The sequence below is a fragment of the Streptomyces uncialis genome, assembly GCF_036250755.1.
Classification (GTDB): Bacteria; Actinomycetota; Actinomycetes; order Streptomycetales; family Streptomycetaceae; genus Streptomyces; species Streptomyces uncialis.
Window position 1 is genome coordinate 6,996,451 of sequence record NZ_CP109583.1, and the last position, 25,092, is coordinate 7,021,542.

General features: G+C 72.1%; 19 protein-coding genes. 18 read left to right on the top strand and 1 reads right to left on the bottom strand.

Annotated elements, in window-relative coordinates; all coding sequences use genetic code 11:
* The first annotated feature begins 79 nt into the window (after positions 1–79).
* The 15 genes from OG711_RS29270 (at position 80) to OG711_RS29340 (ending at position 17,858) form a co-directional block, all read left to right on the top strand.
* Positions 80–760, top strand: a complete 681-nt coding sequence (locus OG711_RS29270; RefSeq protein WP_073791121.1) for a hypothetical protein — start codon at positions 80–82, stop codon at positions 758–760.
* Positions 757–3,138, top strand: coding sequence for a peptidoglycan D,D-transpeptidase FtsI family protein (locus OG711_RS29275; RefSeq protein WP_405674167.1), 2,382 nt, complete (start codon positions 757–759; stop codon positions 3,136–3,138). Before OG711_RS29270 ends, OG711_RS29275 begins: the two co-directional genes overlap by 4 nt.
* Positions 3,139–3,436: 298 nt before the next feature.
* Entirely contained in the window at positions 3,437–5,110 is a 1,674-nt protein-coding gene (locus OG711_RS29280; protein WP_323181469.1) for a UDP-N-acetylmuramoyl-L-alanyl-D-glutamate--2,6-diaminopimelate ligase, read from the top strand.
* 4 nt (positions 5,111–5,114) lie between these two features.
* Complete coding sequence (locus tag OG711_RS29285; protein ID WP_329561477.1) at positions 5,115–6,551, top strand: UDP-N-acetylmuramoyl-tripeptide--D-alanyl-D-alanine ligase; 1,437 nt, start codon at positions 5,115–5,117, stop codon at positions 6,549–6,551.
* A complete protein-coding gene (gene mraY / locus OG711_RS29290) occupies positions 6,548–7,621 on the top strand; it encodes a phospho-N-acetylmuramoyl-pentapeptide-transferase (RefSeq protein ID WP_073791117.1) in 1,074 nt (357 codons plus the stop codon). The genes OG711_RS29285 and mraY overlap by 4 nt, the downstream gene beginning before the upstream one ends.
* On the top strand, positions 7,603–9,081 hold the full coding sequence (gene murD, locus OG711_RS29295) for a UDP-N-acetylmuramoyl-L-alanine--D-glutamate ligase (protein WP_073791114.1): 1,479 nt from the start codon (positions 7,603–7,605) through the stop codon (positions 9,079–9,081). Before mraY ends, murD begins: the two co-directional genes overlap by 19 nt.
* Positions 9,082–9,174: 93 nt before the next feature.
* Entirely contained in the window at positions 9,175–10,542 is a 1,368-nt protein-coding gene (gene ftsW / locus OG711_RS29300; protein ID WP_405675020.1) for a putative lipid II flippase FtsW, read from the top strand.
* A gap of 6 nt (positions 10,543–10,548) precedes the next feature.
* Positions 10,549–11,643, top strand: a complete 1,095-nt coding sequence (gene murG, locus OG711_RS29305) for an undecaprenyldiphospho-muramoylpentapeptide beta-N-acetylglucosaminyltransferase (RefSeq protein ID WP_073791108.1) — start codon at positions 10,549–10,551, stop codon at positions 11,641–11,643.
* A gap of 44 nt (positions 11,644–11,687) precedes the next feature.
* Positions 11,688–12,491, top strand: a complete 804-nt coding sequence (locus OG711_RS29310) for a cell division protein FtsQ/DivIB (protein ID WP_073791105.1) — start codon at positions 11,688–11,690, stop codon at positions 12,489–12,491.
* A gap of 274 nt (positions 12,492–12,765) precedes the next feature.
* Positions 12,766–13,971, top strand: a complete 1,206-nt coding sequence (gene ftsZ / locus OG711_RS29315; RefSeq protein WP_073791102.1) for a cell division protein FtsZ — start codon at positions 12,766–12,768, stop codon at positions 13,969–13,971.
* The gene (pgeF, locus tag OG711_RS29320) at positions 13,971–14,720 is read left to right on the top strand and encodes a peptidoglycan editing factor PgeF (RefSeq protein ID WP_405675023.1); all 750 of its coding nucleotides are present in this window, start codon (positions 13,971–13,973) and stop codon (positions 14,718–14,720) included. The genes ftsZ and pgeF overlap by 1 nt, the downstream gene beginning before the upstream one ends.
* A gap of 6 nt (positions 14,721–14,726) precedes the next feature.
* Positions 14,727–15,446, top strand: coding sequence for a YggS family pyridoxal phosphate-dependent enzyme (locus tag OG711_RS29325; protein ID WP_073791096.1), 720 nt, complete (start codon positions 14,727–14,729; stop codon positions 15,444–15,446).
* Positions 15,447–15,585: 139 nt separating this feature from the next.
* On the top strand, positions 15,586–16,227 hold the full coding sequence (locus OG711_RS29330; protein ID WP_073791093.1) for a cell division protein SepF: 642 nt from the start codon (positions 15,586–15,588) through the stop codon (positions 16,225–16,227).
* A gap of 72 nt (positions 16,228–16,299) precedes the next feature.
* A complete protein-coding gene (locus OG711_RS29335; protein ID WP_073791090.1) occupies positions 16,300–16,584 on the top strand; it encodes a YggT family protein in 285 nt (94 codons plus the stop codon).
* 62 nt (positions 16,585–16,646) lie between these two features.
* Positions 16,647–17,858, top strand: a complete 1,212-nt coding sequence (locus tag OG711_RS29340) for a DivIVA domain-containing protein (RefSeq protein WP_073791088.1) — start codon at positions 16,647–16,649, stop codon at positions 17,856–17,858.
* A 388-nt stretch (positions 17,859–18,246) separates the two neighbouring features.
* On the opposite strand, the gene ileS is transcribed toward OG711_RS29340, so the two are convergent.
* Complete coding sequence (ileS, locus tag OG711_RS29345; RefSeq protein ID WP_266518086.1) at positions 18,247–21,360, bottom strand: isoleucine--tRNA ligase; 3,114 nt, start codon at positions 21,358–21,360, stop codon at positions 18,247–18,249.
* A 764-nt stretch (positions 21,361–22,124) separates the two neighbouring features.
* On the opposite strand from ileS, the gene OG711_RS29350 reads away from it, so the two are divergent.
* The 3 genes from OG711_RS29350 (at position 22,125) to OG711_RS29360 (ending at position 25,087) form a co-directional block, all read left to right on the top strand.
* Entirely contained in the window at positions 22,125–23,273 is a 1,149-nt protein-coding gene (locus tag OG711_RS29350; RefSeq protein ID WP_329561487.1) for a TraR/DksA family transcriptional regulator, read from the top strand.
* A 157-nt stretch (positions 23,274–23,430) separates the two neighbouring features.
* Positions 23,431–24,075, top strand: coding sequence for a signal peptidase II (lspA, locus tag OG711_RS29355; RefSeq protein ID WP_266514262.1), 645 nt, complete (start codon positions 23,431–23,433; stop codon positions 24,073–24,075).
* Between the two features lie 70 nt (positions 24,076–24,145).
* Positions 24,146–25,087, top strand: a complete 942-nt coding sequence (locus tag OG711_RS29360) for an RluA family pseudouridine synthase (protein ID WP_073791081.1) — start codon at positions 24,146–24,148, stop codon at positions 25,085–25,087.
* The last annotated feature ends 5 nt before the right edge of the window (positions 25,088–25,092 follow it).

Consider the following 25,092-nt stretch of genomic DNA (forward strand, 5'->3'; position numbering starts at 1 on the left):
CGACCCCGGACGACGGACCGGGCGGGCGGACCGCCGGCGCGCACCGGGAGGGACACATGAGCCGCACCGGGAGGGACACATGAGCCAGGGACCGAAGCTGCGCGGCCGGGCCGCGCGGCTGGCGCGGCTGCTGCCCGCCGGACCGAGCCGGGCGGCCCGCACCCCCTTCGTCCTGCTGATGGTGCTGCTGCTCGGCGGCGGACTGATCACCCTGCTGATGCTGAACTCGTCCCTGAACGAGGGCTCCTTCCGGCTGCGTGAGCTGAAGCTGGAGACCACCGAGCTGACCGATGAGGAACAGGCCCTCCAGCGGGACGTGGACGCCCACGCCGCGCCGGACGCCCTCCAGCGCCGGGCCCGGGAGCTCGGCATGGTCCCCGGCGGCGACCCCGCCTTCCTCGACCCGGACGGCACCGTACGGGGCGTCCCCGGCGCCGCCTCGCCCACCGCGCTGAGCGCCCCCGCGACCCCGCGCCCGGGGCTCGCCGCGCCCCCGGCGCCCACCACCGCACCGCCGTCCCCGTCCGCCGCCGCGCCGTCCCCCGGCGCCTCACCCACCGCGTCCCCCACCCCGTCCGCCGGCCCCGGCGGGAGCCCGTCCGCCGGTACCCCGGGGCCGTCCCCGTCCGGCAGCCCGTCGGGCACCCCGTCCGGCGCGGGGGCCACCGGGACGGTGTCCGGCGCCGACCCCCGGGCCGCCGCCCCGCAGAACCCGCCCGCAGCCCCCGCACCGACCTACCTCCGGCAGGTGACGCCGTGACCGACAGGGAACCCCCCAAGCGCCGGGTGCCACGCCCCGCCCGCCCGGACCGCCGTCCGCGCGCGGACCGCGGTGAACGCCTCTCGCACGACCCGGACCGCGCCCCGCGCGCCGACCGCCAGGACCGCGCCGACCGCCTCTCGCACGACCCGGACCGCGCCCCGCGCGCCGACCGCCAGGACCGCGCCGACCGCCTCTCCCACAGCGACCCCCGGGACCGCGGCCCGCGCCCCGACCGCGCCGAACGACCCGACCGCACGGACCGCACGGACCGGAGCGGCGGCCGTACCGGCCGCGGCGAGCCCACCGACCGGGACCGGGACGAGCGGCAGGACCGCGCCGACCGCGCCGACCGCGCCGACCGCGCCGACCAGGGCCGCGCCGACCGGTCCGGGCGGTCCGACCGCGGTGACCGCGCCGTCCGGGTCGGCCGTCCCGCCCGCCGCTCCGGGACCGGCGGCTCCGCCGTCCGGCCGCCCCGCCGCCCCGGGTCCGCGCGGCCCGGGGTGGGCCGGCGCTCCGCCCGGCCACCCCACGGCCCCAAGCCGCTGCGGCTCGGCAGCCCGAGGCCCCGGCTGCGGATGATCAGCGTGGCGATGACCCTGGTCATGCTCGCGTTCGTGGTCCGGCTGCTCCAGGTGCAGGCCGTCGACGCAGGCGAGTACTCCGCCAAGGCCGAGGCCAACCGCTATCTGACCCGGGTGGTGGCCGCCGACCGCGGCGGTATCACCGACCGCTCCGGGATCGCCCTCGCCACCAGCGTCGACGCGTACGACATCACCGCCGACCCGATGATGTTCACCCCGGACGAGACCAAGCTCCCCGACGCGCCCGCGCAGGCCGCTGCCCTTCTCGCCCCGATCCTCGACCAGGACACCGCCGAGCTGACCCGCAAGCTCAGCACCCCCGAGACGCGGTACGTGGTGCTGGCACGCCGTCAGACCCCGCAGGTGTGGAACCAGATCAAGGACCTGCGGACCACCCTCGGCGACAAGGCCGGGGCCGACCGGCTGGCGGGTGACAAGGACGCCGTCAACATCCTCGGGGGCGTCTTCCAGGAACCCACCAGCAAACGCGTCTACCCCAACGGCGACCTCGCCGCCGGACTCCTCGGCTGGGTCAACGCCGACGGCAAGGGCGGCGGCGGCATCGAGCAGCAACTGGACAAGCGGCTCGCGGGCCGCGACGGCGAGGTCACCTACGCCCAGGCGGGCGGCCGTCAGGTGCCGACCGCCGGCGGCACCGAGACACCCGCCCTGCCCGGCTCCGACATCGAGCTGACCATCGACCGGGACATCCAGTGGGCGGCGCAGAACGCCATCGCGGAGCAGGTCAAGAAGTCCAAGGCCGACCGCGGTTACGTCATAGTGCAGGACACCCGCACCGGCGAGATCCTCGCGATGGCCAACGCCCCCGGCTTCGACCCCGGCGACCTCTCCCGCGCGGGCTCCGCCTCGCTCGGCAACGCCGCGCTCCAGGACGCCTTCGAGCCCGGGTCCACCGCCAAGGTCATGTCGATGGCCGCCGTCCTGGAGGAGAACGCGGCGACCCCGTCGACCAAGGTCACCGTCCCCAACCGGCTGCACCGCGGGGACCGGCTGTTCCAGGACGACATCGACCACCCCACCTGGTACCTCACGCTGAACGGCGTCCTCGCCAAGTCCAGCAACATCGGCACCATCCTCGCCACCGGCCAGCTGGGGAGGACCCAGCCCGAGGCCAACCGCGTCCTGCACTCGTACCTGCGCAAGTTCGGCATCGGCAGCCCCACCGGGCTCGGGTTCCCCGGGGAGACCCCCGGCATCCTCGCGCGGCCCGGCAAATGGTCCACCTCGCAGCAGTACACGATCCCCTTCGGGCAGGGCGTCTCCATCAACGCGATGCAGGCGGCCTCCGTCTACTCGACCATCGCCAACGGCGGGGTACGGGTCGAGCCCACCCTGGTCCGCGGCTCCCGCGGCCCTGACGACCGGTTCACCCCCGCGCCGAAGCCGAAGGAGACCCGGGTCGTCAGCGACCGGACCGCGCGGACCCTGTCCCGGATGCTGGAGTCGGTCGTGGACGACGAGGCGGGCACCGGCAGCAAAGCCCGTATCCCCGGCTACCGGGTCGCGGGCAAGACCGGCACCGCCAACCGCGTCGACCCGGTCTCCGGCAAGTACCGCGGCTACACCTCGTCGTTCGCCGGGTTCGCCCCCGTCGACAAGCCCCGGATCACCGTCTACTGCGCGATCCAGAACGCCACCAAGGGCAGCTACTTCGGCGGCCAGATCTGCGGCCCCGTCCACAAGGAGGTCATGCAGTTCGCCCTGAAGAGCCTTCAGGTCCCGCCGACCGGCACCGCGCCCGCCCGGCTGCCCGTCACCTTCACCCCCTGACCGCGGCGGTGGCCCGGCCCGCGGGCCGGGCCGCGCCACCCCCGCGCACCACCCGAGCCACCAGGAACCGCCCGTGACAACGATCACCCCCCGGCCGGGGAACCGATCGGGGAACCGACCGGACCGCGAAGGCCCCGCGCCCCTCCCCGAGGACCCCTCGCCGCAGGGTGACCGGCACCCGCGGACCGGACCCGCCGAGGAGCCGTCCGCGACCGCGGGCGAACCGCCCGCGTCCGGTGCCGCCGCGCGGAACGGGTCATTTGGTCCCGGGGCCGGTACGCCCGGTACGCTCACCGCCGTGTCACACGCTGATCAGTCGCAAACCACCCAGAAGGGCGTTTCCGTGACCTACCCGGGACCGCCTCGACCGGTTCATGTCTCCCCGACCCCGCTCGCGGAACTGGCCGATCAGCTCGGCCTCCCCACCGGGGGCGCCGCCGGCCAGGTCACCGGCATCACCCATGACTCCCGGGCGGTCCGCCCCGGTGATCTGTACGCCGCGCTGCCGGGCGCCCGTTTCCACGGCGCCGACTTCGCCCCGCAGGCCGCCGACCTCGGCGCCGCGGCGGTGCTGACCGATCCCACGGGACTCGACCGCGCCGCCGCCACCGGACTGCCCGTCCTGGTCGTCGACGACCCGCGCGCCCGGATGGGCGCCCTCGCGGCCACCGTCTACGGCCACCCCGGCCAGGGCCTGCTCCAGATCGGCATCACCGGCACCTCCGGCAAGACCACCACCGCGTACCTCGTCCAGGGCGGACTCGACGCGGCGACCGACGGGGTCACCGGACTCATCGGCACCGTCGAGACACGCATCGGCGACGAACGCCTCAAGTCCGAACGCACCACCCCCGAGGCCACCGACCTCCAGGCCCTGTTCGCCGTGATGCGCGAACGGGGCGTGGACGCCGTCGCGATGGAGGTCTCCAGCCACGCGCTGGTCCTCGGCCGGGTCGACGGCTGCGTCTTCGACGTCGCGGTGTTCAACAACCTCAGCCCGGAGCACATGGAGTTCCACTCCGGCATGGAGGACTACTTCCAGGCCAAGGCCCAGCTCTTCACCCCCGGGCGCAGCAGGCTCGGCGTCGTCAACCTCGACGACGAGTACGGCCGCAGGCTGGTCAAGGAGGCGTCCGTACCGGTCGTCACCTTCTCCGCCGAGGGCCACCCGGACGCCGACTGGCGCGCCGACGACGTCGTGGTCGGCCCGATGGACTCCACCTTCACCGTGCGCGGCCCGGACGGCGAGCGGCTCAGCGCCCGCGCCCCGCTGCCCGGCCCCTTCAACGTCGCCAACACCCTCGCCGCGATCGTCACCCTGACCGTCGCCGGGCTCGACCCGCACCCCGTCGCCGAGGGCGTCGGCGCCGTCCCCGGGGTCCCGGGACGGCTGGAGCGGGTCGACGCCGGACAGCCGTACCTCGCCGTCGTGGACTACGCCCACAAGACGGACGCCGTCGAATCGGTGCTGCGCGCGCTGCGCAAGGTCACCGAGGGCAGGCTGCACATCGTCCTCGGCTGCGGCGGCGACCGCGACACCACCAAACGCGGCCCGATGGGCGCCGCCGCGGCCCGGCTCGCCGACACGGCCGTCCTCACCTCCGACAACCCCCGCTCCGAGGACCCGCTGGCGATCCTCGCGGCCATGCTCGCGGGCGCCGCCGAGGTGCCCGCCCATGAACGCGGCGAGGTGCAGGTCTTCGAGGACCGCGCCGCCGCCGTCGCCGCGGCCGTCGCGCGCGCCGAACCGGGGGACGCCGTGCTCGTCGCGGGCAAGGGGCACGAGCAGGGCCAGGACATCCACGGGGTGATCCGCCCCTTCGACGACCGGCAGGTACTGCGCGAGGCCATCGAGGCATCCCGCGCGGCCCGGCCCGCCGGTGACGGCGCGCCACCCGGCGCCACCGGCCCCGGCGCCCCGCGCACCGGCACCGCACAGACCAGCGAAGCGACCCAGCAGACCCAGGGATGAACTTGTGATCGCCCTCTCCCTCGCCGAGATCGCCTCCCTCGTCGGCGGGCGGCCCCACGACATACCGGACCCGTCCGTGCGGGTCACCGGCCCCGTCGTCCGGGACTCCCGCGAAGCGGGACCCGGCAGCCTCTTCGTCGCCTTCGCGGGCGAACGCGCCGACGGCCACGACTTCGCCGCCCAGGTGGTCGGCGCGGGCGCCGTGGCCGTACTGGCCGCCCGCCCCGTCGGGGTCCCGGCGATCGTCGTCGACGACGTCCAGCGGGCGCTCGGCGCCCTCGCACGGGCCGTCGTGGAACGCCTCGGCGCCACCGTCGTCGCCCTCACCGGCTCCGCGGGCAAGACCAGCACCAAGGACCTCATCGCCCAGGTCCTCGGCGCGCACGGGCCGACCGTCTGGACACCCGGCTCCCTCAACAACGAGATCGGACTGCCGCTCACCGCGCTCAGCGCCACCGACGAGACGCGGTACCTCGTCCTGGAGATGGGCGCCCGCGGTGTCGGTCACATCCGCTACCTCGCCGGACTCACCCCGCCGCGCGTCGGACTCGTCCTGAACGTCGGCACGGCCCACATCGGCGAGTTCGGCGGCCGGGAGCAGATCGCCGAGGCCAAGGGCGAACTCGTGGAGGCCCTTCCGGCCGCCGCCGAGGGCGGGATCGCGATCCTCAACGCCGACGATCCGCTCGTGCGCGCGATGTCCGCGCGCACGAAGGCGCGCGTGGTGCTGTTCGGGGAATCCGGCGAAGCGGACGTACGGGCCGAGAACGTCCGGCTCACCGCCTCCGGACAGCCTTCCTTCAGGCTTCACACACCCTCCGGGTACGAAGACGTGACCTTGCGCCTGTACGGTGAGCACCACGTGTCGAACGCGCTCGCCGCGGCGGCCGTCGCCCATGAGCTGGGCATGTCCGTGGACGAGATCGCGCACGCGCTCTCCGGAGCGGGCACACTCTCCCGCTGGCGGATGGAGGTCACCGAACGCCCTGACGGCGTAACGGTGGTCAACGACGCCTACAACGCGAACCCCGAGTCCATGAGGGCCGCCCTGCGCGCGCTTGCCGCGATGGGTAGCGGCGCTCGGGCCGAGGGGGGCCGTACCTGGGCGGTGCTCGGCGCGATGGCCGAGCTCGGTGACGAGGCACTCGCCGAGCACGACGCGATCGGACGGCTAGCCGTCCGGCTCAACGTGAGCAAGCTCGTCGCAGTCGGGGGCAGGGAAGCGGCCTGGCTGCGCATGGGCGCCTATAACGAGGGTTCGTGGGGTGAGGAGTCGGTGCACGTGTCCGACGCACAGGCGGCGATCGACCTATTGCGCGGTGAACTGCGTCCGGGGGACGTCGTACTCGTGAAGGCATCCAGGTCCATCGGCCTGGAGAGGGTGGCCATGGCGCTGCTGGAGCAGAACGCGAGCGGCGAGGGCGAGGCCTGCGCCCGATGATGAATCAGATCCTGTTCGCGGGTGTCATCGGCCTCTTCCTGACCCTCGTGGGAACGCCGCTGCTGATCAAGCTGCTGGCCCGCAAGGGCTACGGCCAGTACATCCGGGACGACGGCCCGCGCGAGCACCACGCCAAGCGCGGTACGCCCACGATGGGCGGTATCGCCTTCATCCTGGCGACCCTCATCGCGTACTTCCTGAGCAAGGTCATCACCGGCGCGCCGATCACGGTCTCCGGGCTGCTGGTGCTCGGGCTGATGGCGGGGATGGGCCTCGTCGGCTTCCTCGACGACTACATCAAGATCGTCAAGCGCCGTTCGCTCGGTCTGCGGGCCAAGGCGAAGATGGCCGGACAGCTCACCGTCGGCATCGCCTTCGCGGTCCTGTCGCTCCAGTTCGAGGACCAGCGGGAACTGACCCCCGCGTCCACGAAGCTCTCCTTCATCATGGACTTCGGCTGGACCATCGGCCCCGTCCTGTTCGTGGTGTGGGCGCTGTTCATGATCCTCGCCATGTCCAACGGCGTGAACCTCACCGACGGCCTCGACGGCCTCGCCACCGGCGCCTCCGTGATGGTCTTCGGCGCGTACACCTTCATCGGTGTCTGGCAGTACCAGGAGTCCTGCGCCGACGCGAACACCCTCATCAACCCGGAGGCGTGTTTCGAGGTACGGGACCCCCTGGACCTCGCGGTCGTCGCCGCCGCCCTGATGGGCGCCTGCTTCGGGTTCCTGTGGTGGAACACCTCACCCGCGAAGATCTTCATGGGTGACACCGGCTCGCTGGCCCTCGGCGGCGCCCTCGCCGGACTCGCCATCTGCTCGCGCACCGAGCTGCTGCTCGCGCTGCTCGGCGGACTGTTCGTCCTCATCACCATGTCGGTCGTCATCCAGGTCGGCTCCTTCCGGCTCACCGGCAAGCGCGTCTTCCGCATGGCACCGCTCCAGCACCACTTCGAACTCAAAGGCTGGTCCGAGGTCCTTGTCGTGGTCCGCTTCTGGATCATCCAGGGCATGTGCGTGATCGTCGGACTCGGTCTCTTCTACGCCGGATGGGCAGCGGAAAAGTGACCCCCCAGCAGGACACCGACCCCGCGGAGCGGTTCGCGGGCCGGCACATCACCGTCGCCGGCCTCGGCGTGAGCGGCCTCAGCGCCGCCCGCGCCCTGGCCGGCCTCGGCGCGCGCGTCACCGTCGTCGACGGCGGCGACAGCGACACCCACCGGCACAAGGCCGCCGCGCTCGACGCGGAGGGCCTCACCGGGGTCACCGTGCGCCTCGGCGACGCCGTCACCCTCCCCGAGGGCACCGACCTCGTCGTCACCTCGCCGGGCTGGCCGCCCACCGCGCCGCTGTTCGCGGCGGCGGCGGACGCCGGGGTCGACGTGGTCGGCGACGTCGAGATCGCCTGGCTGCTGCGCGGACCCGGCGCCGCCCCCTGGCTCGCGGTCACCGGCACCAACGGCAAGACCACCACCACCCGGATGCTCGCGGCCATCCTGCGCGCCGCCGGACTGCGCACCGCCGAGGTCGGCAACATCGGCACCCCCATCGTGGACGTCGTCCTCGGCCAGGGACACGACGACGCCACCACCTACGACGTGCTCGCCGTCGAACTCTCCAGCTACCAGCTGCACTGGGCCCCCTCGGTCCGCGCGCACTCCGCCACCGTCCTCAACCTCGCCCCCGACCACCTCGACTGGCACGGCTCCATGGCCGCCTACGCCGAGGACAAGGGCCGCGTCTACCACGGCAACCAGGTGGCGTGCGTCTACAACACCGCCGACCCGGCCACCGAGGACCTGGTACGGGCCGCCGACGTCGAGGAGGGCTGCCGCGCGATCGGCTTCACCCTCGGCGCGCCAGGCCCCTCGCAACTCGGGGTGGTCGACGGGCTGCTGGTCGACCGCGCGTTCGTCGCCGACCGGCAGCAGCGGGCGCAGGAACTCGCCCAGGTCTCCGACGTCGAGCCCCCGGCCCCGCACAACATCGCCAACGCGCTGGCCGCCGCGGCCCTCGCCCGGGCCTTCGGGGTCCCCGCCAGCGCCGTCCGGGACGGGCTGCGGGCCTTCCGCCCGGACCCGCACCGCATCGAGCACGTGGCCGACGTGGACGGCGTCGTGTACATCGACGACTCCAAGGCCACCAACACCCACGCCGCCGAGGCGTCCCTGGCCGCGTACGCACCCGTCGTATGGATCGCCGGCGGCCTCGCCAAGGGCGCCGACTTCGGCGAACTCGTGGCCACGGCCGCGAAGCGGCTGCGGGGCGTGGTCCTGCTGGGCGCCGACCGCGCCCTGATCCGGGAAGCCCTGCGGCGACACGCGCCCGAGGTACCCGTGGTCGACGTGGAGCGGACCGACACTGGGGCGATGTCCGAGGTGGTCAGGGCCGCCCAGGGGCTCGCCCGGCCGGGGGACACCGTACTGCTGGCCCCCGCCTGTGCCTCCATGGACATGTACACCAACTACAACATGCGCGGGGACGCGTTCGCGGAGGCGGTCCGTGAGCTCGGCCCCGGTGGCGCCTGAGCCGGTCGCGATGACCGCCCGGGGCGCCCGGCAGGTCTGGGAGGGTCGCATGAGTGCGCCGTGGCTGAGGCTGTCCGGCGGCCGGGACCGCGCGTGCTGAGCGGCGGCGGGCGGGCCCCCGCGGCCACCCCGCGCACCCCCGCGCCCCCGCCGCCGCGCCCCGCGCGCGGACCGGGGGCTCCGCTGCGACGGCTGCGGACGCAGGCGAGACGCGCCTGGGACCGGCCGTTGACGGCCTACTATCTGATCTTCGGCAGCGCCTTCCTCATCACCCTGCTCGGGCTGGTGATGGTCTACTCGGCCTCCATCATCCGCGCGTTGCAGCTCTCGCTGCCCGGTTCGTACTTCTTCCGCAAGCAGTTGCTCGCCGCCGCGCTCGGCACCGCGCTGCTGCTGCTCGCCTCCCGGATGCCGGTCAAGCTCCACCGGGCGCTGGCCTACCCGATGCTGGCGGGCTCCGTGGTCCTGATGGCCCTGGTCCAGGTGCCGGGGATAGGGAAGGCGGTCAACGGCAACCAGAACTGGATCGAGCTGGGCGCCTTCCAGCTCCAGCCGAGCGAGATCGGGAAACTGGCGCTGGTGCTGTGGGGCGCCGACCTGCTCGCCCGCAAACAGGACAAACGGCTGCTGAACCAGTGGAAGCACATGCTGGTGCCGCTGGTCCCGGTCGCGTTCATGGTGCTCGGCCTGATCATGCTCGGCGGCGACATGGGGACGGCGATCATCCTGACCGCCATCCTCTTCGGGCTGCTGTGGCTCGCCGGGGCACCCACCCGGCTCTTCGCCGGGGTCCTCGGCGCCGCCGTCGTCGTGGGCGCCGTCCTCATCAGGACCAGCCCCAACCGGATGTCCCGGCTCCAGTGCATCGGCGCCTCCGAGCTGGGCGGCCCGACCGATCCGTGCTGGCAGGCCGTACACGGGATCTACGCACTGGCCTCCGGCGGACTCTTCGGTTCCGGACTGGGCGCCAGTGTGGAAAAATGGGGCCAACTTCCGGAAGCGCACACGGACTTCATCTTCGCGATCACCGGGGAGGAACTGGGTCTGGCGGGGACACTGTCCGTCCTCGGGCTGTTCGCGGCTCTAGGCTATGCGGGTATCCGCGTGGCCGGACGCACGGAGGACCCCTTCGTGAGGTACGCCGCGGGTGGCGTGACCACCTGGATCATGGCGCAGGCCATGATCAACATCGGTGCGGTGCTCGGCCTGCTGCCGATCGCCGGTGTCCCGCTCCCGCTGTTCTCATACGGGGGGTCGGCCCTGCTTCCGACCATGTTCGCCATCGGACTGCTGATCGCCTTCGCACGCGACGACCCCGCCGCACGCGCGGCGCTCGCCGTGCGACAGTCGGTCCTGACCGGACGGCGGACCGCGGCAAGAGGGCCCGGAACCGGCCGGGCGTCTCGGAGTTGGAACACGATGCGACGGCGCGTCAGGACGCGCCCGTCCGGAGAGCGGTGAATTTCGGTGCATGTCGTACTCGCCGGCGGAGGTACCGCCGGACACATCGAGCCCGCGCTCGCCCTGGCGGACGCCCTGCGCAGGCGGGACCCGTCCGTCGGTATCACGGCACTGGGCACCGAGCGCGGCCTGGAGACCCGGCTGGTCCCCGAGCGGGGGTACGAGCTCGCCCTGATCCCGGCCGTGCCGCTGCCCCGTAAGCCCACCCCGGAGCTGATCACCGTCCCCGGACGGCTGCGCGGCACCATCAAGGCGGCCGAGCAGATCCTCGAACGCACCCGTGCCGACGCCGTGGTCGGTTTCGGCGGCTACGTGGCGCTGCCCGGGTATCTCGCGGCCAAACGCCGCGGCGTCCCGATCGTGATCCACGAGGCCAACGTCCGGCCCGGTCTCGCCAACAAGATCGGTTCCCGGTACGCGGCCCAGGTCGCGGTCTCCACCCCGGACAGCAAGCTGCGGGGCGCCCGCTACATCGGCATCCCGCTGCGCCGCTCCATCGCCACCCTGGACCGCGCGGCCGTGCGCCCCGAGGCGCGCGCCGCCTTCGGGCTCGACCCGCATCTGCCGACGCTCCTGGTGTCCGGCGGCTCGCAGGGCGCCCGGCGGCTCAACGAGGTCGTCCAGCAGGCCGCGCCGTACCTCCAGCAGGCCGGTATCCAGATCCTGCACGCGGTCGGCCCGAAGAACGAACTGCCGTACATCGAGAACATGCCCGGGATGCCGCCGTATGTCCCGGTACCGTATGTGGACCGGATGGACCTCGCGTACGCCGCGGCCGACATGATGCTGTGCCGCGCGGGCGCGATGACCGTCGCCGAGCTCTCCGCCGTCGGGCTGCCGGCCGCGTACGTCCCGCTGCCCATCGGCAACGGCGAGCAGCGGCTCAACGCCCAGCCGCTGGTCAAGGCGGGCGGGGGACTGCTCGTCGACGACGCCGAGCTGACCCCGCAGTGGGTGCAGGGCAACGTCGTCCCGGTGCTGGCCGACCCGCACCGGCTCTACGAGATGTCCCGCGCCGCGTCGGAGTTCGGCCGCCGGGACGCCGACGACCTCCTCGTCGGCATGGTGTACGAAGCGATCGCGTCACGCGCCAGGGCGTGACGGACGGCGTGTCGCGCCCCCGGGTGTGACAGAAGGCAGGGAGCGTGTCCGGACCCACGACCGCCGAGGGCGGCGAACCGCAGGAACCGGGTTCCGGCCGGTCCCGGCTGCCGCGCCTGCCCCGGCTGCCCGCCGCGCTGTCCGCCCCCCGGACCCGCACCCTGATCCTGGCCGCCGCGGCCCTGCTCGCCGTCACCGGCGGCGGGCTGTGGGCGCTGTACGGGTCGTCCTGGCTGCGGGTCGAGAAGGTCACCGCCGCCGGTACGGACGTGCTGAGCCCCGAAGAGGTCCGCGCGGCGGCGGGCATCGCCTCCGGCACCCCGCTCGTCTCCGTCGACACGGACGCCGTCGAGAACCGGCTGCGCGGTGAACTGCCCAGGATCGACGAGGTCGACGTGGTTCGTTCCTGGCCGGACGGAATCAGGTTGAAAGTCACCGAACGTGAACCGGTCCTGATTGTCGAAAAGGGCGGAAAGTTCATCGAAGTGGACGACGACGCGATCCGTTACGCCACCGTCGCCCGGGCACCCCAAGGGGTACCCGTACTCGAATTGACGCCGCGTCGGACCCCCGGCCCCCAGCGGTTCGGCACCGGGGAGCTGACCCGGGCGGCCGTGGAGGTCATGACCGCCGTCCCGGCCCGGGTGGCCCGGGAAACCCGTAGGCTCAAGGTCCGCTCGTACGACTCCATCACGCTGGAGTTGAGCGGGGGCCGTACGGTCGACTGGGGCAGTGCGGAGGACGGCGGTGCGAAGAACGTCACGCTCGCCGCACTGATGAAAGCCGCTCCGAAGGCCGGGCACTTCGATGTGAGTGTTCCCACCGCCCCCGCGTCAGCGGCGAGTTGACGCGTATTCGTGCAGGCCAGCACCCTGAGTGGGCAGCGCTATGGCTGATCACATAGGGTGAAAAGAAAAACGGGAGGTTCGGCGTGTTCGTTGAACGGGCGCCGCTTGTCGACTTAGTGTCCTGTTCGGAAGAGTCCGAGGAACAGACACACTGGTAACCCTAAACTTCAGCGTTAGGGTTCGGGTCGGCGTTCGGACCGTCCCATTTCGGCATCAGCCGTCGCGGCGCGATACAGCGAGCGGCGGCACGTAATCGAGGCGAGAGGCTCTCGACGTGGCAGCACCGCAGAACTACCTCGCAGTCATCAAGGTCATCGGTGTCGGCGGCGGTGGTGTCAATGCCATCAACCGGATGATCGAGGTCGGCCTCAAGGGTGTCGAGTTCATCGCGATCAACACCGACGCGCAAGCGCTGTTGATGAGCGACGCCGACGTCAAGCTCGACGTCGGCCGCGAACTCACCCGGGGCCTCGGCGCCGGGGCCAACCCGGCCGTCGGCCGCAAGGCCGCCGAGGACCACCGTGAGGAGATCGAGGAGGTCCTCAAGGGGGCCGACATGGTCTTCGTCACCGCCGGCGAAGGCGGCGGCACCGGCACCGGCGGCGCACCCGTCGTCGCCAACATCGCCCGCTCGCTCGGCGCCCTCACCATCGGTGTGGTCACCCGGCCCTTCACCTTCGAAGGCCGCCGCCGCGCCAACCAGGCCGAGGACGGCATCGCGGAACTCCGCGAAGAGGTCGACACCCTCATCGTCATCCCCAACGACCGGCTGCTGTCCATCTCGGACCGGCAGGTGAGCGTTCTCGACGCCTTCAAGTCCGCCGACCAGGTCCTCCTGTCCGGTGTTCAGGGCATCACCGATCTGATCACCACCCCGGGTCTGATCAACCTGGACTTCGCCGACGTCAAGTCCGTGATGTCCGAAGCCGGTTCCGCGCTCATGGGCATCGGCTCGGCCCGCGGCGACGACCGCGCGGTGGCCGCCGCCGAGATGGCGATCTCCTCGCCGCTGCTCGAAGCGTCCATCGACGGCGCCCGCGGGGTGCTGCTCTCCATCTCCGGCGGGTCCGACCTCGGTCTCTTCGAGATCAACGAGGCCGCCCAGCTGGTCAGCGAGGCCGCCCACCCCGAGGCCAACATCATCTTCGGCGCCGTCATCGACGACGCCCTCGGTGACGAGGTACGGGTGACCGTGATCGCCGCCGGGTTCGACGGCGGACAGCCGCCGCCCAAGCAGAGCGGTGCCCTCACCGCGGGCAAGCGTGAGGAGCCGGCCCAGCGCTCGGACTCCCGGCTCGCCTTCGGCGGCCTCGGCGCGGTGACCCCGCGTGAGGAGTCCTCGAAGCCCGCCCCGGTGGAGAAGGACCCGGCCCCGGTCTCCAAGGCGTCCGACTCCTACCCGTCCAGCACCCCGCAGGTCCCGCCCGCCCGTTACGACAGCGGTGTCGAGGAGCTGGACGTGCCGGACTTCCTCAAGTGATAGGCCGAACCGGAGCGGTGGTCCCCGACCGGACCACCACCAGCGGCGCCCACTTCGCCTTCACCGACCGGTGGGGCGGGGTGAGCGCCGTTCCGTACGAGGAGCTCAATCTCGGCGGGGCCGTCGGGGACGACCCCGGCTCGGTCCTCGCCAACCGGGGCACCGTCGCCCGGCGGCTCGGGTTCGACCCGGCAGCCGTCGTCTGGATGAACCAGGTCCACGGCAAGGACGTCGCCGTGGTCGACGGCCCCTGGGACCCGTCCGCCGGGATCCCGCGGGCCGACGCCGTCGTCACCGCCCGGCCCGGGGTCCCGCTCGCGGTGCTCACCGCCGACTGCGTCCCCGTGCTGCTGGCCGACCCGGTCGCCAAGGTCGTCGCCGCGGCCCACGCCGGACGGCCCGGGATGGTCGCCGGAGTGGTCCCCGCCGCCGTCGCCGCCATGGCCGAACTCGGCGCGGAGCCCGCCCGGATCATCGCCCGTACCGGCCCCGCCGTGTGCGGCGGCTGCTACGAGGTCCCCGCGGCGATGCGCGCCGAGGTCGCCGCCGTCGAACCCGCCGCGTACGCCGAGACCACCTGGGGCACCCCCTCCGTCGATGTGACCGCCGGGGTGCACGCCCAGCTCGAACGGCTCGGGGTGCGCGACCGGGAGCGTTCCGCGGTGTGCACGCGGGAGTCGCACGACCACTTCTCGTACCGCCGCGACCGCGTCACCGGGCGGCTCGCCGGCTATGTCTGGCTGGACTGATAAGGCATGACGGACCGCAGGGAAGAACTCGCGCGCAATCTGGCGCGCGTCGAGGAGCGCATCACGGCGGCCTGTACCGCCGCCGGCCGCGAGCGCGCGGAGGTGACCCTGGTCGTGGTCACCAAGACCTACCCCGCCGACGATGTCCTCATCCTCGGCGAACTCGGCGTCCGGCAGGTCGCGGAGAACCGCGACCAGGAGGCCGCCCCCAAGGCGGCGGCCACCACCGCCGCCCCGCTGACCTGGCACTTCGTCGGTCAGCTCCAGACCAACAAGGTACGTTCGGTACTGGGTTACGCCTCCGTGGTCCAGTCCGTGGACCGCGGACGGCTCGTCACCGCGCTGTCCAGGGAGGCGGTCCGGACCGGACAGGAGGTCACCTGTCTGATCCAGGTGGCGCTGGACGCCGACGAGTCCGGACGCGGAGCGCGCGGAGGCGTCGGCCCGCAGGGCGTGCCCGAGTTGGCCGACCTGCTCGCGGACGCCGAAGGGCTGCGGCTCGGTGGCCTGATGACGGTGGCTCCGCTGACCGGACCGTACGCCGGACGGCAACGCGAGGCGTTCGGGCGGTTGATGGATTTGTCGACTGCCCTGCGCGCGGACCATCCTGCTGCGAACATGGTGTCAGCAGGGATGAGTGGGGACCTCGAAGAGGCCGTCGCGGCCGGGGCGACACATGTGCGCGTCGGCAGTGCGGTACTCGGAGTCCGTCCCCGGCTCGGGTAACGTCACCAAGAAGTCGGACCACAGCAGAAAATATGGTCATTCCCGCTGATCCGCGGGGTGGACCACGTGGATCGCGGAAACTTGGTTGGCGTCAGCCGATCCACCACGCCGATCCACCACAGAGCGGAGGACTCAGAGAATGGCCGGCGCGATGCGCAAGATGGCGGTCTACCTCGGCCTCGTGGAGGACGATGGGTACGACGGCCGGGGCTTCGACCCCGACGACGACTTCGAACCCGAACTGGACCCGGAGCCGGAACGGGATCACCGGCGGCACGAGCCGCCCCACCAAGCTCACCAGTCCCACTCCTCCCAACGGGACGAATCGGTACGAGTGGTGCAACCTCCGGCGCAACGCGACCCGGTGCCCCAGTCCGCCGCACTCGCGGCGGAATCGGTCCGCCCCGCCCGCATCGCACCCGTGGCATCCATCACACCTGAACGTCAGAGCCTGGAGAAGAACGCACCGGTGATCATGCCCAAGGTCGTGTCCGAGCGGGAGCCGTACAGGATCACCACGCTTCACCCGCGGACCTACAACGAAGCCCGTACCATCGGGGAACACTTCCGTGAGGGCACTCCGGTGATCATGAATCTGACCGAGATGGACGACACCGACGCGAAGCGACTTGTCGACTTTGCCGCTGGCCTCGTCTTCGGTCTGCACGGCAGTATTGAGCGGGTGACCCAGAAGGTGTTCCTGTTGTCTCCTGCTAACGTCGATGTCACGGCGGAGGACAAGGCTCGCATCGCAGAGGGCGGGTTCTTCAACCAGAGCTGAGACGCAGGACCGGCAACTGGCCGATAATCCGGTACGAAGCAGGCACGGAACAGGGGAGAGGGACAGCACGAGATGCGCGTGTTCATCGAAGTGATTCATTACGCGCTGTTGTGCTACCTCATCGTGCTCATCTTCCGGTTGGTCATGGACTACGTCTTCCAGTTCGCCCGCTCGTGGCAACCCGGCAAGGCGATGGTGGTCGTTCTGGAGGCCACCTACACTGTCACTGATCCACCGCTCAAGCTGCTGCGGCGGTTCATCCCACCGCTGCGTCTCGGGGGCGTGGCGCTCGACCTGTCCTTCTTCGTTCTGATGATCATCGTCTACATCTTGATCTCCGTCGTGAGCCGACTGTGAACGATGACGGTCCCCGCTGACGCGGGGGTTGATCCCGCCGACGACTACGTTGAGGTAAAGAGATGCCATTGACCCCCGAGGACGTGCGGAACAAGCAGTTCACGACCGTCCGCCTTCGAGAAGGCTATGACGAGGACGAGGTCGATGCCTTCCTCGACGAGGTCGAAGCCGAACTGACGCGACTGCTCCGCGAGAACGAGGACCTGCGCGCGAAGCTCGCCGCAGCGACCCGTGCCGCCGCGCAGAACCAGCAGCAGGCAGGCATGCGCAAGCCGCCCGAGCCGCAGGACCGTCCGGGTCCGGTGCCCGCCGCCATATCAGGACCGCAGCCCGTGCCGCCCCAGCAGCAGATGGGCGGTCCCATGGGTGGTCCCCCCCAGCTCCCGAGCGGCGCGCCGCAGTTGCCCGCCGGTCCCGGCGGCCACGGCCCCGGCCAGATGCAGCAGCAGGGTCCCGGCCAGATGCAGCAGGGCCCGGGGCAGATGCAGCAGGGCCCCGGTCCGATGGGCCAGGGTCAGATGGGCCAGGGCCCCATGGGCCAGGGTCAGATGCAGCAGCAGGGCCAGATGCAGCAGCAGGGTCAGATGGGCCCCGGTCCGATGCAGCAGATGGGCGGCCCGATGGGCGGTCCCATGGGCGGCCACGGTCCGCAGATGCCGCAGCCCGGTCAGGGTCCCGGCGGTGACAGCGCCGCACGTGTGCTGTCCCTCGCCCAGCAGACCGCCGACCAGGCCATCGCGGAGGCCCGTTCCGAGGCCAACAAGATCGTCGGCGAGGCCCGCAGCCGCGCCGAGGGTCTGGAGCGGGACGCCCGTGCCAAGGCCGACGCCCTGGAGCGGGACGCGCAGGAGAAGCACCGCGTCGCGATGGGCTCCCTGGAGTCCGCCCGCGCCACGCTGGAGCGCAAGGTCGAGGACCTGCGCGGCTTCGAACGCGAGTACCGTACGCGCCTGAAGTCGTACCTGGAGTCCCAGCTCCGTCAGCTGGAGACCCAGGCCGACGACTCGCTGGCGCCGCCGCGTACCCCGGCCGCCGCGTCCCTTCCGCCGGCCCCGACGCCTTCCATGGCTCCGGCCGGTGCGGGCGCGCCCTCCTACGGTGGTCAGTCCATGGGCGGTGCCCCCTCCCAGGGCGGTCCCTCCTACGGTGGTCAGCAGCAGATGTCCCCCGCGATGACGCAGCCGATGGCTCCGGTCCGCCCGCAGGCGCCGCAGCCGATGCAGCAGGCTCCGTCGCCGATGCGCGGTTTCCTCATCGACGAGGACGACAACTGACGGGTACACCACCCGAAACAGGGCGGGGCCCCCGGAATCTTCCGGGGGCCCCGCCCTTTTCCCGGTACGGGGGCAACCGCGCGAGAACGAGAGCCGACCCGCAGTCGAGGGCAGGCAGCAACGAACAGCGAGCCCTCAAAGGGCGCGGGCAACTGCGCAAGAACGAGGACCGAACCGGCACCCGACGGACCGACAGCAGCGAGCAGCGCCCCTTCAGGGGCGCGGGGAACCGCGCGAAGGACGAGAACCGTCCCGCACCCGGGAACCGGCCGGAGCCACGCAGCACCTCACCCCCACTCCGGCGCACACGCAAAAGCACCCCGCGGGGAAAGTCCCCACGGGGTGCCCGTGCGCTCGCGCGCGTACGACCCGTACGAGCGGCCGGAGGTCAGACCTTACGAAGGCTGAACTCCAACGACAGCCCGGCATCGGAGAAGGAGGGAGCACCGGGCTCCGCCCGGACGAACTCCGTGGCGAGCACCTCGTCCGAGATCAGCCCGGAGTGCTCGGTCAGCGCCCGCACCACGCCCTCGTCCGCCGCGTCCCACCGCAACGCGATCCGGTCCGCCACATCGAGCCCACTGTTCTTGCGGGCCTCCTGGATCAGCCGGATGGCGTCCCGCGCCAGCCCGGCCCGCCGCAGTTCGTCGGTGATCTCCAGGTCCAGCGCGACCGTCGCACCGGAGTCGGAGGCCACGGACCATCCCTCGCGCGGGGTCTCCGTGATGATCACCTCGTCGGGCGCCAGGGAGACCTTCTCACCGTCGACCTCGACGAACGCCGTACCCTCGCGCAGCGCCAGCGACAGCGCCGCCGCGTCGGCCTCGGCGACGGCCTTGGCGACCGCCTGCACGCCCTTGCCGAACCGCTTGCCGAGCGCACGGAAGTTCGCCTTGGCCGTGGTGTCGACCAGCGACCCCCCGACCTCCGACAGCGAGGCCAGCGAGGAGACGTTCAGCTCCTCCGTGATCTGCGCGTGCAGCTCCAGGGGCAGCGACTCGAACCCGGAGACCGCGACGAGCGCCCGGGACAGCGGCTGACGGGTCTTCACCCCGGACTCCGCTCTGGTCGCCCGGCCCAGCTCGACCAGCCGCCGTACCACCAGCATCTGCCGGGACAGTTCGGGGTCGATCGCGCCCAGGTCCGCCTCGGGCCACGACGACAGATGCACCGACTCGGGGGCGTCCGCCACCACCGGCACCACCAGGTCCTGCCAGACCCGCTCGGTGATGAACGGGGTGAGCGGCGCCATCAGCCGGGTGACCGTCTCGACGACCTCGTGCAGGGTGCGCAGCGCGGCCTTGTCGCCCTGCCAGAACCGGCGCCGGGAGCGGCGTACGTACCAGTTCGACAGATCGTCGACGAACGCCGACAGCAGCTTCCCGGCGCGCTGGGTGTCGTAGGAGTCGAGCGCCTGGGTCACCTGGTCGGTGAGCGCGTGCAGTTCGGACAGCAGCCAGCGGTCCAGCAGCGGGCGGTCGGCCGGGGCCGGGTCGGCCGCGGACGGGGCCCACCCGGAGGTACGGGCGTACAGGGCCTGGAAGGCGACCGTGTTCCAGTACGTCAGCAGGGTCTTGCGGACGACTTCCTGGATGGTGCCGTGACCGACCCGGCGGGCCGCCCACGGGGAGCCGCCGGCGGCCATGAACCAGCGCACCGCGTCCGCCCCGTGCTGGTCCATCAGCGGGATCGGCTGGAGGATGTTGCCGAGGTGCTTGGACATCTTGCGCCCGTCCTCGGCGAGGATGTGCCCGAGGCACACCACGTTCTCGTACGAGGACTTGTCGAAGACCAGCGTCCCGACCGCCATCAGCGTGTAGAACCAGCCGCGCGTCTGGTCGATGGCCTCGGAGATGAACTGCGCCGGGTAACGGCTCTCGAACAGCTCCTTGTTCTTGTACGGGTAGCCCCACTGCGCGAACGGCATCGAACCCGAGTCGTACCAGGCGTCGATGACCTCCGGGACCCGGGTCGCGGTGGCCGCGCACTCGGGGCACGGGAAGGTGACGGCGTCGATGAACGGGCGGTGCGGGTCCAGCGACGACTGGTCGGTGCCCGTCAGCTCGGTGAGCTCCGCCCGGGAGCCGACGCACGTCAGATGGCCTTCCTCGCAGCGCCAGACGGGCAGCGGGGTGCCCCAGTAGCGGTTGCGGGACAGCGCCCAGTCGATGTTGTTGTTGAGCCAGTCGCCGTAGCGGCCGTTCTTGATGGAGTCCGGGTACCAGTTCGTCTTCTCGTTCTCTTCGAGCAGACGGTCCTTGATCGCGGTCGTCCGGACGTACCAGGACGGCTGCGCGTAGTACAGCAGCGCGGTGTGACAGCGCCAGCAGTGCGGATAGCTGTGCTCGTACGGGGTGTGCCGGAACAGCAGCCCGCGGTCCTGGAGGTCCTGGGTGAGGGCCTCGTCGGCCTTCTTGAAGAAGACCCCGCCGACCAGGCCGACGCCCTCCTCGAAGGTGCCGTCGGGGCGCACCGGGTTGACCACCGGCAGCCCGTACGCGCGGCAGACCTTCAGGTCGTCCTCACCGAACGCGGGGGACTGGTGGACCAGGCCCGTACCGTCCTCGGTGGTGACGTAGTCGGCGTTGACGACGTAGTGCGCGGGCGCCGCGTCGGCCGGGAAGTCGACCAGGGTGAAGGGGCGCTGGTACGACCAGCGCTCCATCTCGGCGCCGGTGAAGCTCTGTCCGGTGGGCTCCCAGCCCTCGCCGAGCGACTTCGCGATCAGCGGCCGGGCGACGACGAGCTGCTCCGTGCCGTCGGTCACCACGTCGTACACGACGTCGGGATGCGCGGCGACGGCGGTGTTGGACACCAGGGTCCACGGGGTGGTCGTCCAGATCAGCAGCGCGGCCTCGCCCGCGAGGGGGCCCGAGGTCAGCGGGAAGCGGACGAACACCGACGGGTCGACGACCGTCTCGTAGCCCTGCGCCAGCTCATGGTCCGACAGGCCGGTGCCGCAGCGCGGGCACCAGGGCGCCACCCGGTGGTCCTCGACGAGCAGGCCCTTGCCGAAGATCTCCTTCAGCGACCACCACACGGAGTCGATGTACTCCGGGTCCATGGTGCGGTAGGCGTCGTCCAGGTCGACCCAGTAGCCCATACGGTCCGTCAGCTCGGCGAACGCGTCGGTGTGCCGGGTCACGGACTCACGGCACCTGGCGTTGAACTCGGCGATGCCGTACGCCTCGATGTCCTTCTTGCCGTTGAAGCCGAGTTCCTTCTCGACGGCCAGCTCCACCGGGAGGCCGTGGCAGTCCCAGCCGGCCTTGCGGCCCACGTGGTAACCGCGCATGGTCCGGAAGCGGGGGAACACGTCCTTGAAGACGCGGGCCTCGATGTGGTGCGCGCCCGGCATGCCGTTCGCGGTCGGGGGGCCCTCGTAGAACACCCACTCGGGGCGTCCCTCGGAGCGCTCCAGGCTCTTGGCGAAGACCTTGCTCTCGCGCCAGAAGTCGAGCACGGCGTGCTCCAGGGCGGGCAGGTCGATCTGCGCGGGCACCTGCCGGTACTGCGCGGCGCCGGGCGCGGCGGACTCTGCGGTGGTGCTCCGGGCCGGTTCTGGCTGCGGGGTCATCTCGGCGGCTCCTCCAACGGACTGCTTCTTCCGTCGGAGGGACGAGAGCCGGTGCGCCGGCTACGGCGCGCTCCCGCGGTACCACCCTCCTTGGCCCTCCGGCGCGGCGCGCCGGACAGCCCCCTCATTGGGGTCGCGACGCCGGTTCTACTCGCCCCGCGGTGCCCGGCTCGCGGGCGGGGGGCTTTCCTCCGGCGGCTCCGGGGTGATCTTCACGCCGCGCTGACCCCCGGGCTCACACCGTCCCCGGGTCGCTCTGGGCTGCTCACGCCGCTACTCGGCCCCATCCAAGCCTTTTCGCTGCGGCCAGTGTACGGCGCCGGGCGCCGCGCGCCGAACGGATTGCGCGGCGGCGGGCGCGCGGGGGGCGGACCCCGGGGCGCCGCGTGGTCCCGGCGCGGGCGGGCCGTACGGCTGTCGGCGCACCGGTGGCGGAGGCGGCGGCCGCCGGGGCCCGCGGTGACCCGAACGGGGCAGCGGGGCGGGTGAGGGTTCCTGGCCTGCCCTTGTGGGCGCCGCGCGCGGTCCGTGCGCCGGTGGGGGCGGGTGCCCGGGCCGCCGGACCGGGTCCGGGGTGGTGTGCGGGGAGGTCAGGGGCGCGGTGCTCCCCGTTGCCGTGGGTCCGGGGGCGATTTATCGTCCCAGCACGATTCGCGAGCAAGATCACGATATGTGAAGGGGCCGCGGCCATGGTGGCGAAAGAGACCGCCGCAGAGCACTCACCGCCTCCGGCGGAGGGGACCGAAGCCGTCGCCCGGACAGCGGCGGCCAAGAAGGCCGCGGGGAAGAAGACGGTGGGGAAGAAGACCGCGGCGGCGAAGAAGACCACCGCGAAGAAGACGGCGGCCAAGACCGCGGGAGCCGGGACCGCGGCGGCCAAGAAGGCGACCGCGAAGAAGGCACCCGCGACGAAGGCACCCGCGAAGAAGACCGTGGCGAAGAAGGCCGCTGCCGAGAAGGCACCCGCCAAGGCGCCGGCCGGGAAGGCCGTGTCCGGTGAGGCGGCGGCCGGGAAGGTGTCCGCCGAGGGGGCCGGGAGCAGTAAGGCGGGTGCGGGCCGGGCAGACATCCGTAGGACGGACGTCCCGCACCCGGACCACGGGACCGGGACCGGGGCGGACACGGAGGCGGAGGCGGGCCCGGGGACGGACAGCGGCGGTGGCGGGGCGACCGGGGGCGCGGTGCGTACGGGTGCGGGGGGCGCCCGGGACACGGGTGCGCAGCGGTCGGCGGCCAGACGCAGGAAGAACATGGCGCCGGGGAGCGCCGGGGCAGGGGGCGGGAAGGACCGTTCGGACGGCTCGGAGAGTGCGGACAGTGCGGCTGCGGTCGCGGACATGACGGGAGCCACGACAGTGGTTGCGAAGAAGACTCGGGGTACGGCCACGGCGGCGAAGGGCACCGGTCCGGTGCCCAAGGCGCGGCCGGCCGCGGCGGAGCCCGGCGAACTCCAGGTACGCCCGGGTGAGGAACCCTGGACACCGGAGGAGGTCGCCGAGGCACGCGCGCTGCTGTCCGCCGACGCGACCCGGCTGCGGCAGGAGATCACCTCCTCGGAGGCGTCCCTGGCCGGTCTGATGCGGGACTCCGGGGACGGCGCCGGTGACGACCAGGCCGACACCGGGACCAAGAACATCACCCGTGAGCACGAGCTGGCGCTCACCGCCAACGCCCGGGAGATGCTCGAACAGACCGAGCGCGCCCTGGACCGGCTGGAGACCGGGACGTACGGGCTGTGCGAGAACTGCGGCAAGCCGATCGGCAAGGCCCGTATGCAGGCGTTCCCCCGGGCGACCCTGTGCGTGGAGTGCAAGCAGAAGCAGGAGCGCAGGGGCTGACACCCCGGCGCGACCCCCGCGCGCGGGGAGCCACCGGGGCGGTGTCCGCCGCGCCGCCCCGGTCCCGCCCCGGCCCCGTACCGCTCCTTGCCTGATCAGCCGGTCATGCCGTGCCGTACCCTCGTCCTCAGTCAGGTACCTAGGCTGAGGGACTCACGTGGCAGAGGCGGAGCGCATCATCGGTACGCCGGACATCCCGGACCCGTCCGGGGCTCGACCGGCCCCCGACGACGGGAACAGCGGACGGGAAACCGTCGAGGGGGACACCGCGGGTGCCGAGGGCACCGACGGCGCGGAGGAGACCCCCGCCCCGCGTGGCAAGCGGCGGATCATGGCGCTGTTCGCGGTGGCCGCGGTGGCGTACGCGTTCGACCTCGTCACCAAGCTGATCGTGGTCGCCAGGCTGGAGCACCATGAGCCGATCGAGGTCATCGGTGACTGGCTGCGCTTCGAGGCGATCCGCAACTCCGGTGCCGCCTTCGGCTTCGGCGAGGCATACACGGTGTTCTTCACGGTGGTCGCGTCCCTGGTGATCGTGGTGATCGCCCGGCTCGCCCGCAAGCTGTACAGCACGCCGTGGGCCATCGCCCTGGGGCTGCTGCTCGGCGGCGCGCTCGGCAACCTCACCGACCGGATCTTCCGCTCGCCCGGGGTGTTCAAGGGCGCGGTCGTCGACTTCATCGCGCCGAAGCACTTCGCCGTCTTCAACCTCGCGGACTCCGCGATCGTCTGCGGCGGCATCCTGATCGTGCTGCTGTCCTTCCGGGGACTGGACCCGGACGGGACCGTCCACAAGGACTGACAGCGCCCCGCGGCCCCCGCCAGGACTCCGGCCGGGCCGGGGGGCCGCCGGAGTCCTGCATACTCGACGGGTGAGCACGCTTCCCGAGATCCGAACCCTGCCCGTGCCGGACGGCCTGGAGGGCGAGCGCGTCGACGCCGCCATCTCCCGGATGTTCGGCTTCTCCCGTACGAAGGCGGCGGAGCTGGCCGCCGCGGGCAAGGTGCTGGTCGACGGCACGGCGGTCGGCAAGTCCGAGCGGGTCCACGGCGGCGCCTGGCTGGAGGTCGAGATGCCGCAGGCGCCCGCGCCCGTGCAGGTCGTCGCCGAGCCCGTCGAGGGCATGGAGATCATCCATGACGACGACGACATCCTGGTGATCGTCAAGCCCGTCGGCGTCGCCGCGCACCCCAGCCCCGGCTGGACGGGGCCCACCGTCATCGGCGGGCTGGCCGCCGCCGGGTACCGCATCTCCACCTCCGGGGCGGCCGAGCGGCAGGGCATCGTGCACCGGCTGGACGTGGGTACGTCCGGGCTGATGGTCGTCGCCAAGTCGGAGTACGCCTACAGCTCGCTGAAGCAGCAGTTCCGGGAGCGGACGGTGGACAAGCGTTACCACACGCTCGTCCAGGGCCACCCGGACCCGATGAGCGGCACCATCGACGCCCCGGTCGGGCGCCACCCCCAGCACGACTACAAGTGGGCGGTCGTCGCCGAGGGCAAGCCCTCCGTCACCCACTACGACCTGATCGAGGCGTTCCGCGCGGCCTCGCTGCTGGACGTGAAGCTGGAGACCGGCCGCACCCATCAGATCCGGGTGCACATGGCCGCGCACCGCCACCCCTGCGTCGGTGACCTGACGTATGGGGCGGACCCCACGCTGTCCAAGCGGCTCGGGCTGACCCGTCAGTGGCTGCACGCGGTGCGGCTCGGTTTCGAGCACCCGGGCGAGGCCCGCTGGGTCGAGTTCGGGAGCGGATACCCCGAGGACCTCCAGCAGGCACTCGACCGCGTCCGCGCCGAGTCCTCCTAGGGCCC

Coding starts and splice junctions, on each gene's coding strand:
- OG711_RS29325 (WP_073791096.1), top strand. CDS start 14,727: ATGACGGACCGCAGGGAAGAACTCGCGCGCAATCTGGCGCGCGTCGAG.
- OG711_RS29270 (WP_073791121.1), top strand. CDS start 80: ATGAGCCAGGGACCGAAGCTGCGCGGCCGGGCCGCGCGGCTGGCGCGG.
- OG711_RS29350 (WP_329561487.1), top strand. CDS start 22,125: ATGGTGGCGAAAGAGACCGCCGCAGAGCACTCACCGCCTCCGGCGGAG.
- OG711_RS29340 (WP_073791088.1), top strand. CDS start 16,647: ATGCCATTGACCCCCGAGGACGTGCGGAACAAGCAGTTCACGACCGTC.
- OG711_RS29335 (WP_073791090.1), top strand. CDS start 16,300: ATGCGCGTGTTCATCGAAGTGATTCATTACGCGCTGTTGTGCTACCTC.
- OG711_RS29330 (WP_073791093.1), top strand. CDS start 15,586: ATGGCCGGCGCGATGCGCAAGATGGCGGTCTACCTCGGCCTCGTGGAG.
- murD (WP_073791114.1), top strand. CDS start 7,603: ATGGGCAGCGGAAAAGTGACCCCCCAGCAGGACACCGACCCCGCGGAG.
- mraY (WP_073791117.1), top strand. CDS start 6,548: ATGATGAATCAGATCCTGTTCGCGGGTGTCATCGGCCTCTTCCTGACC.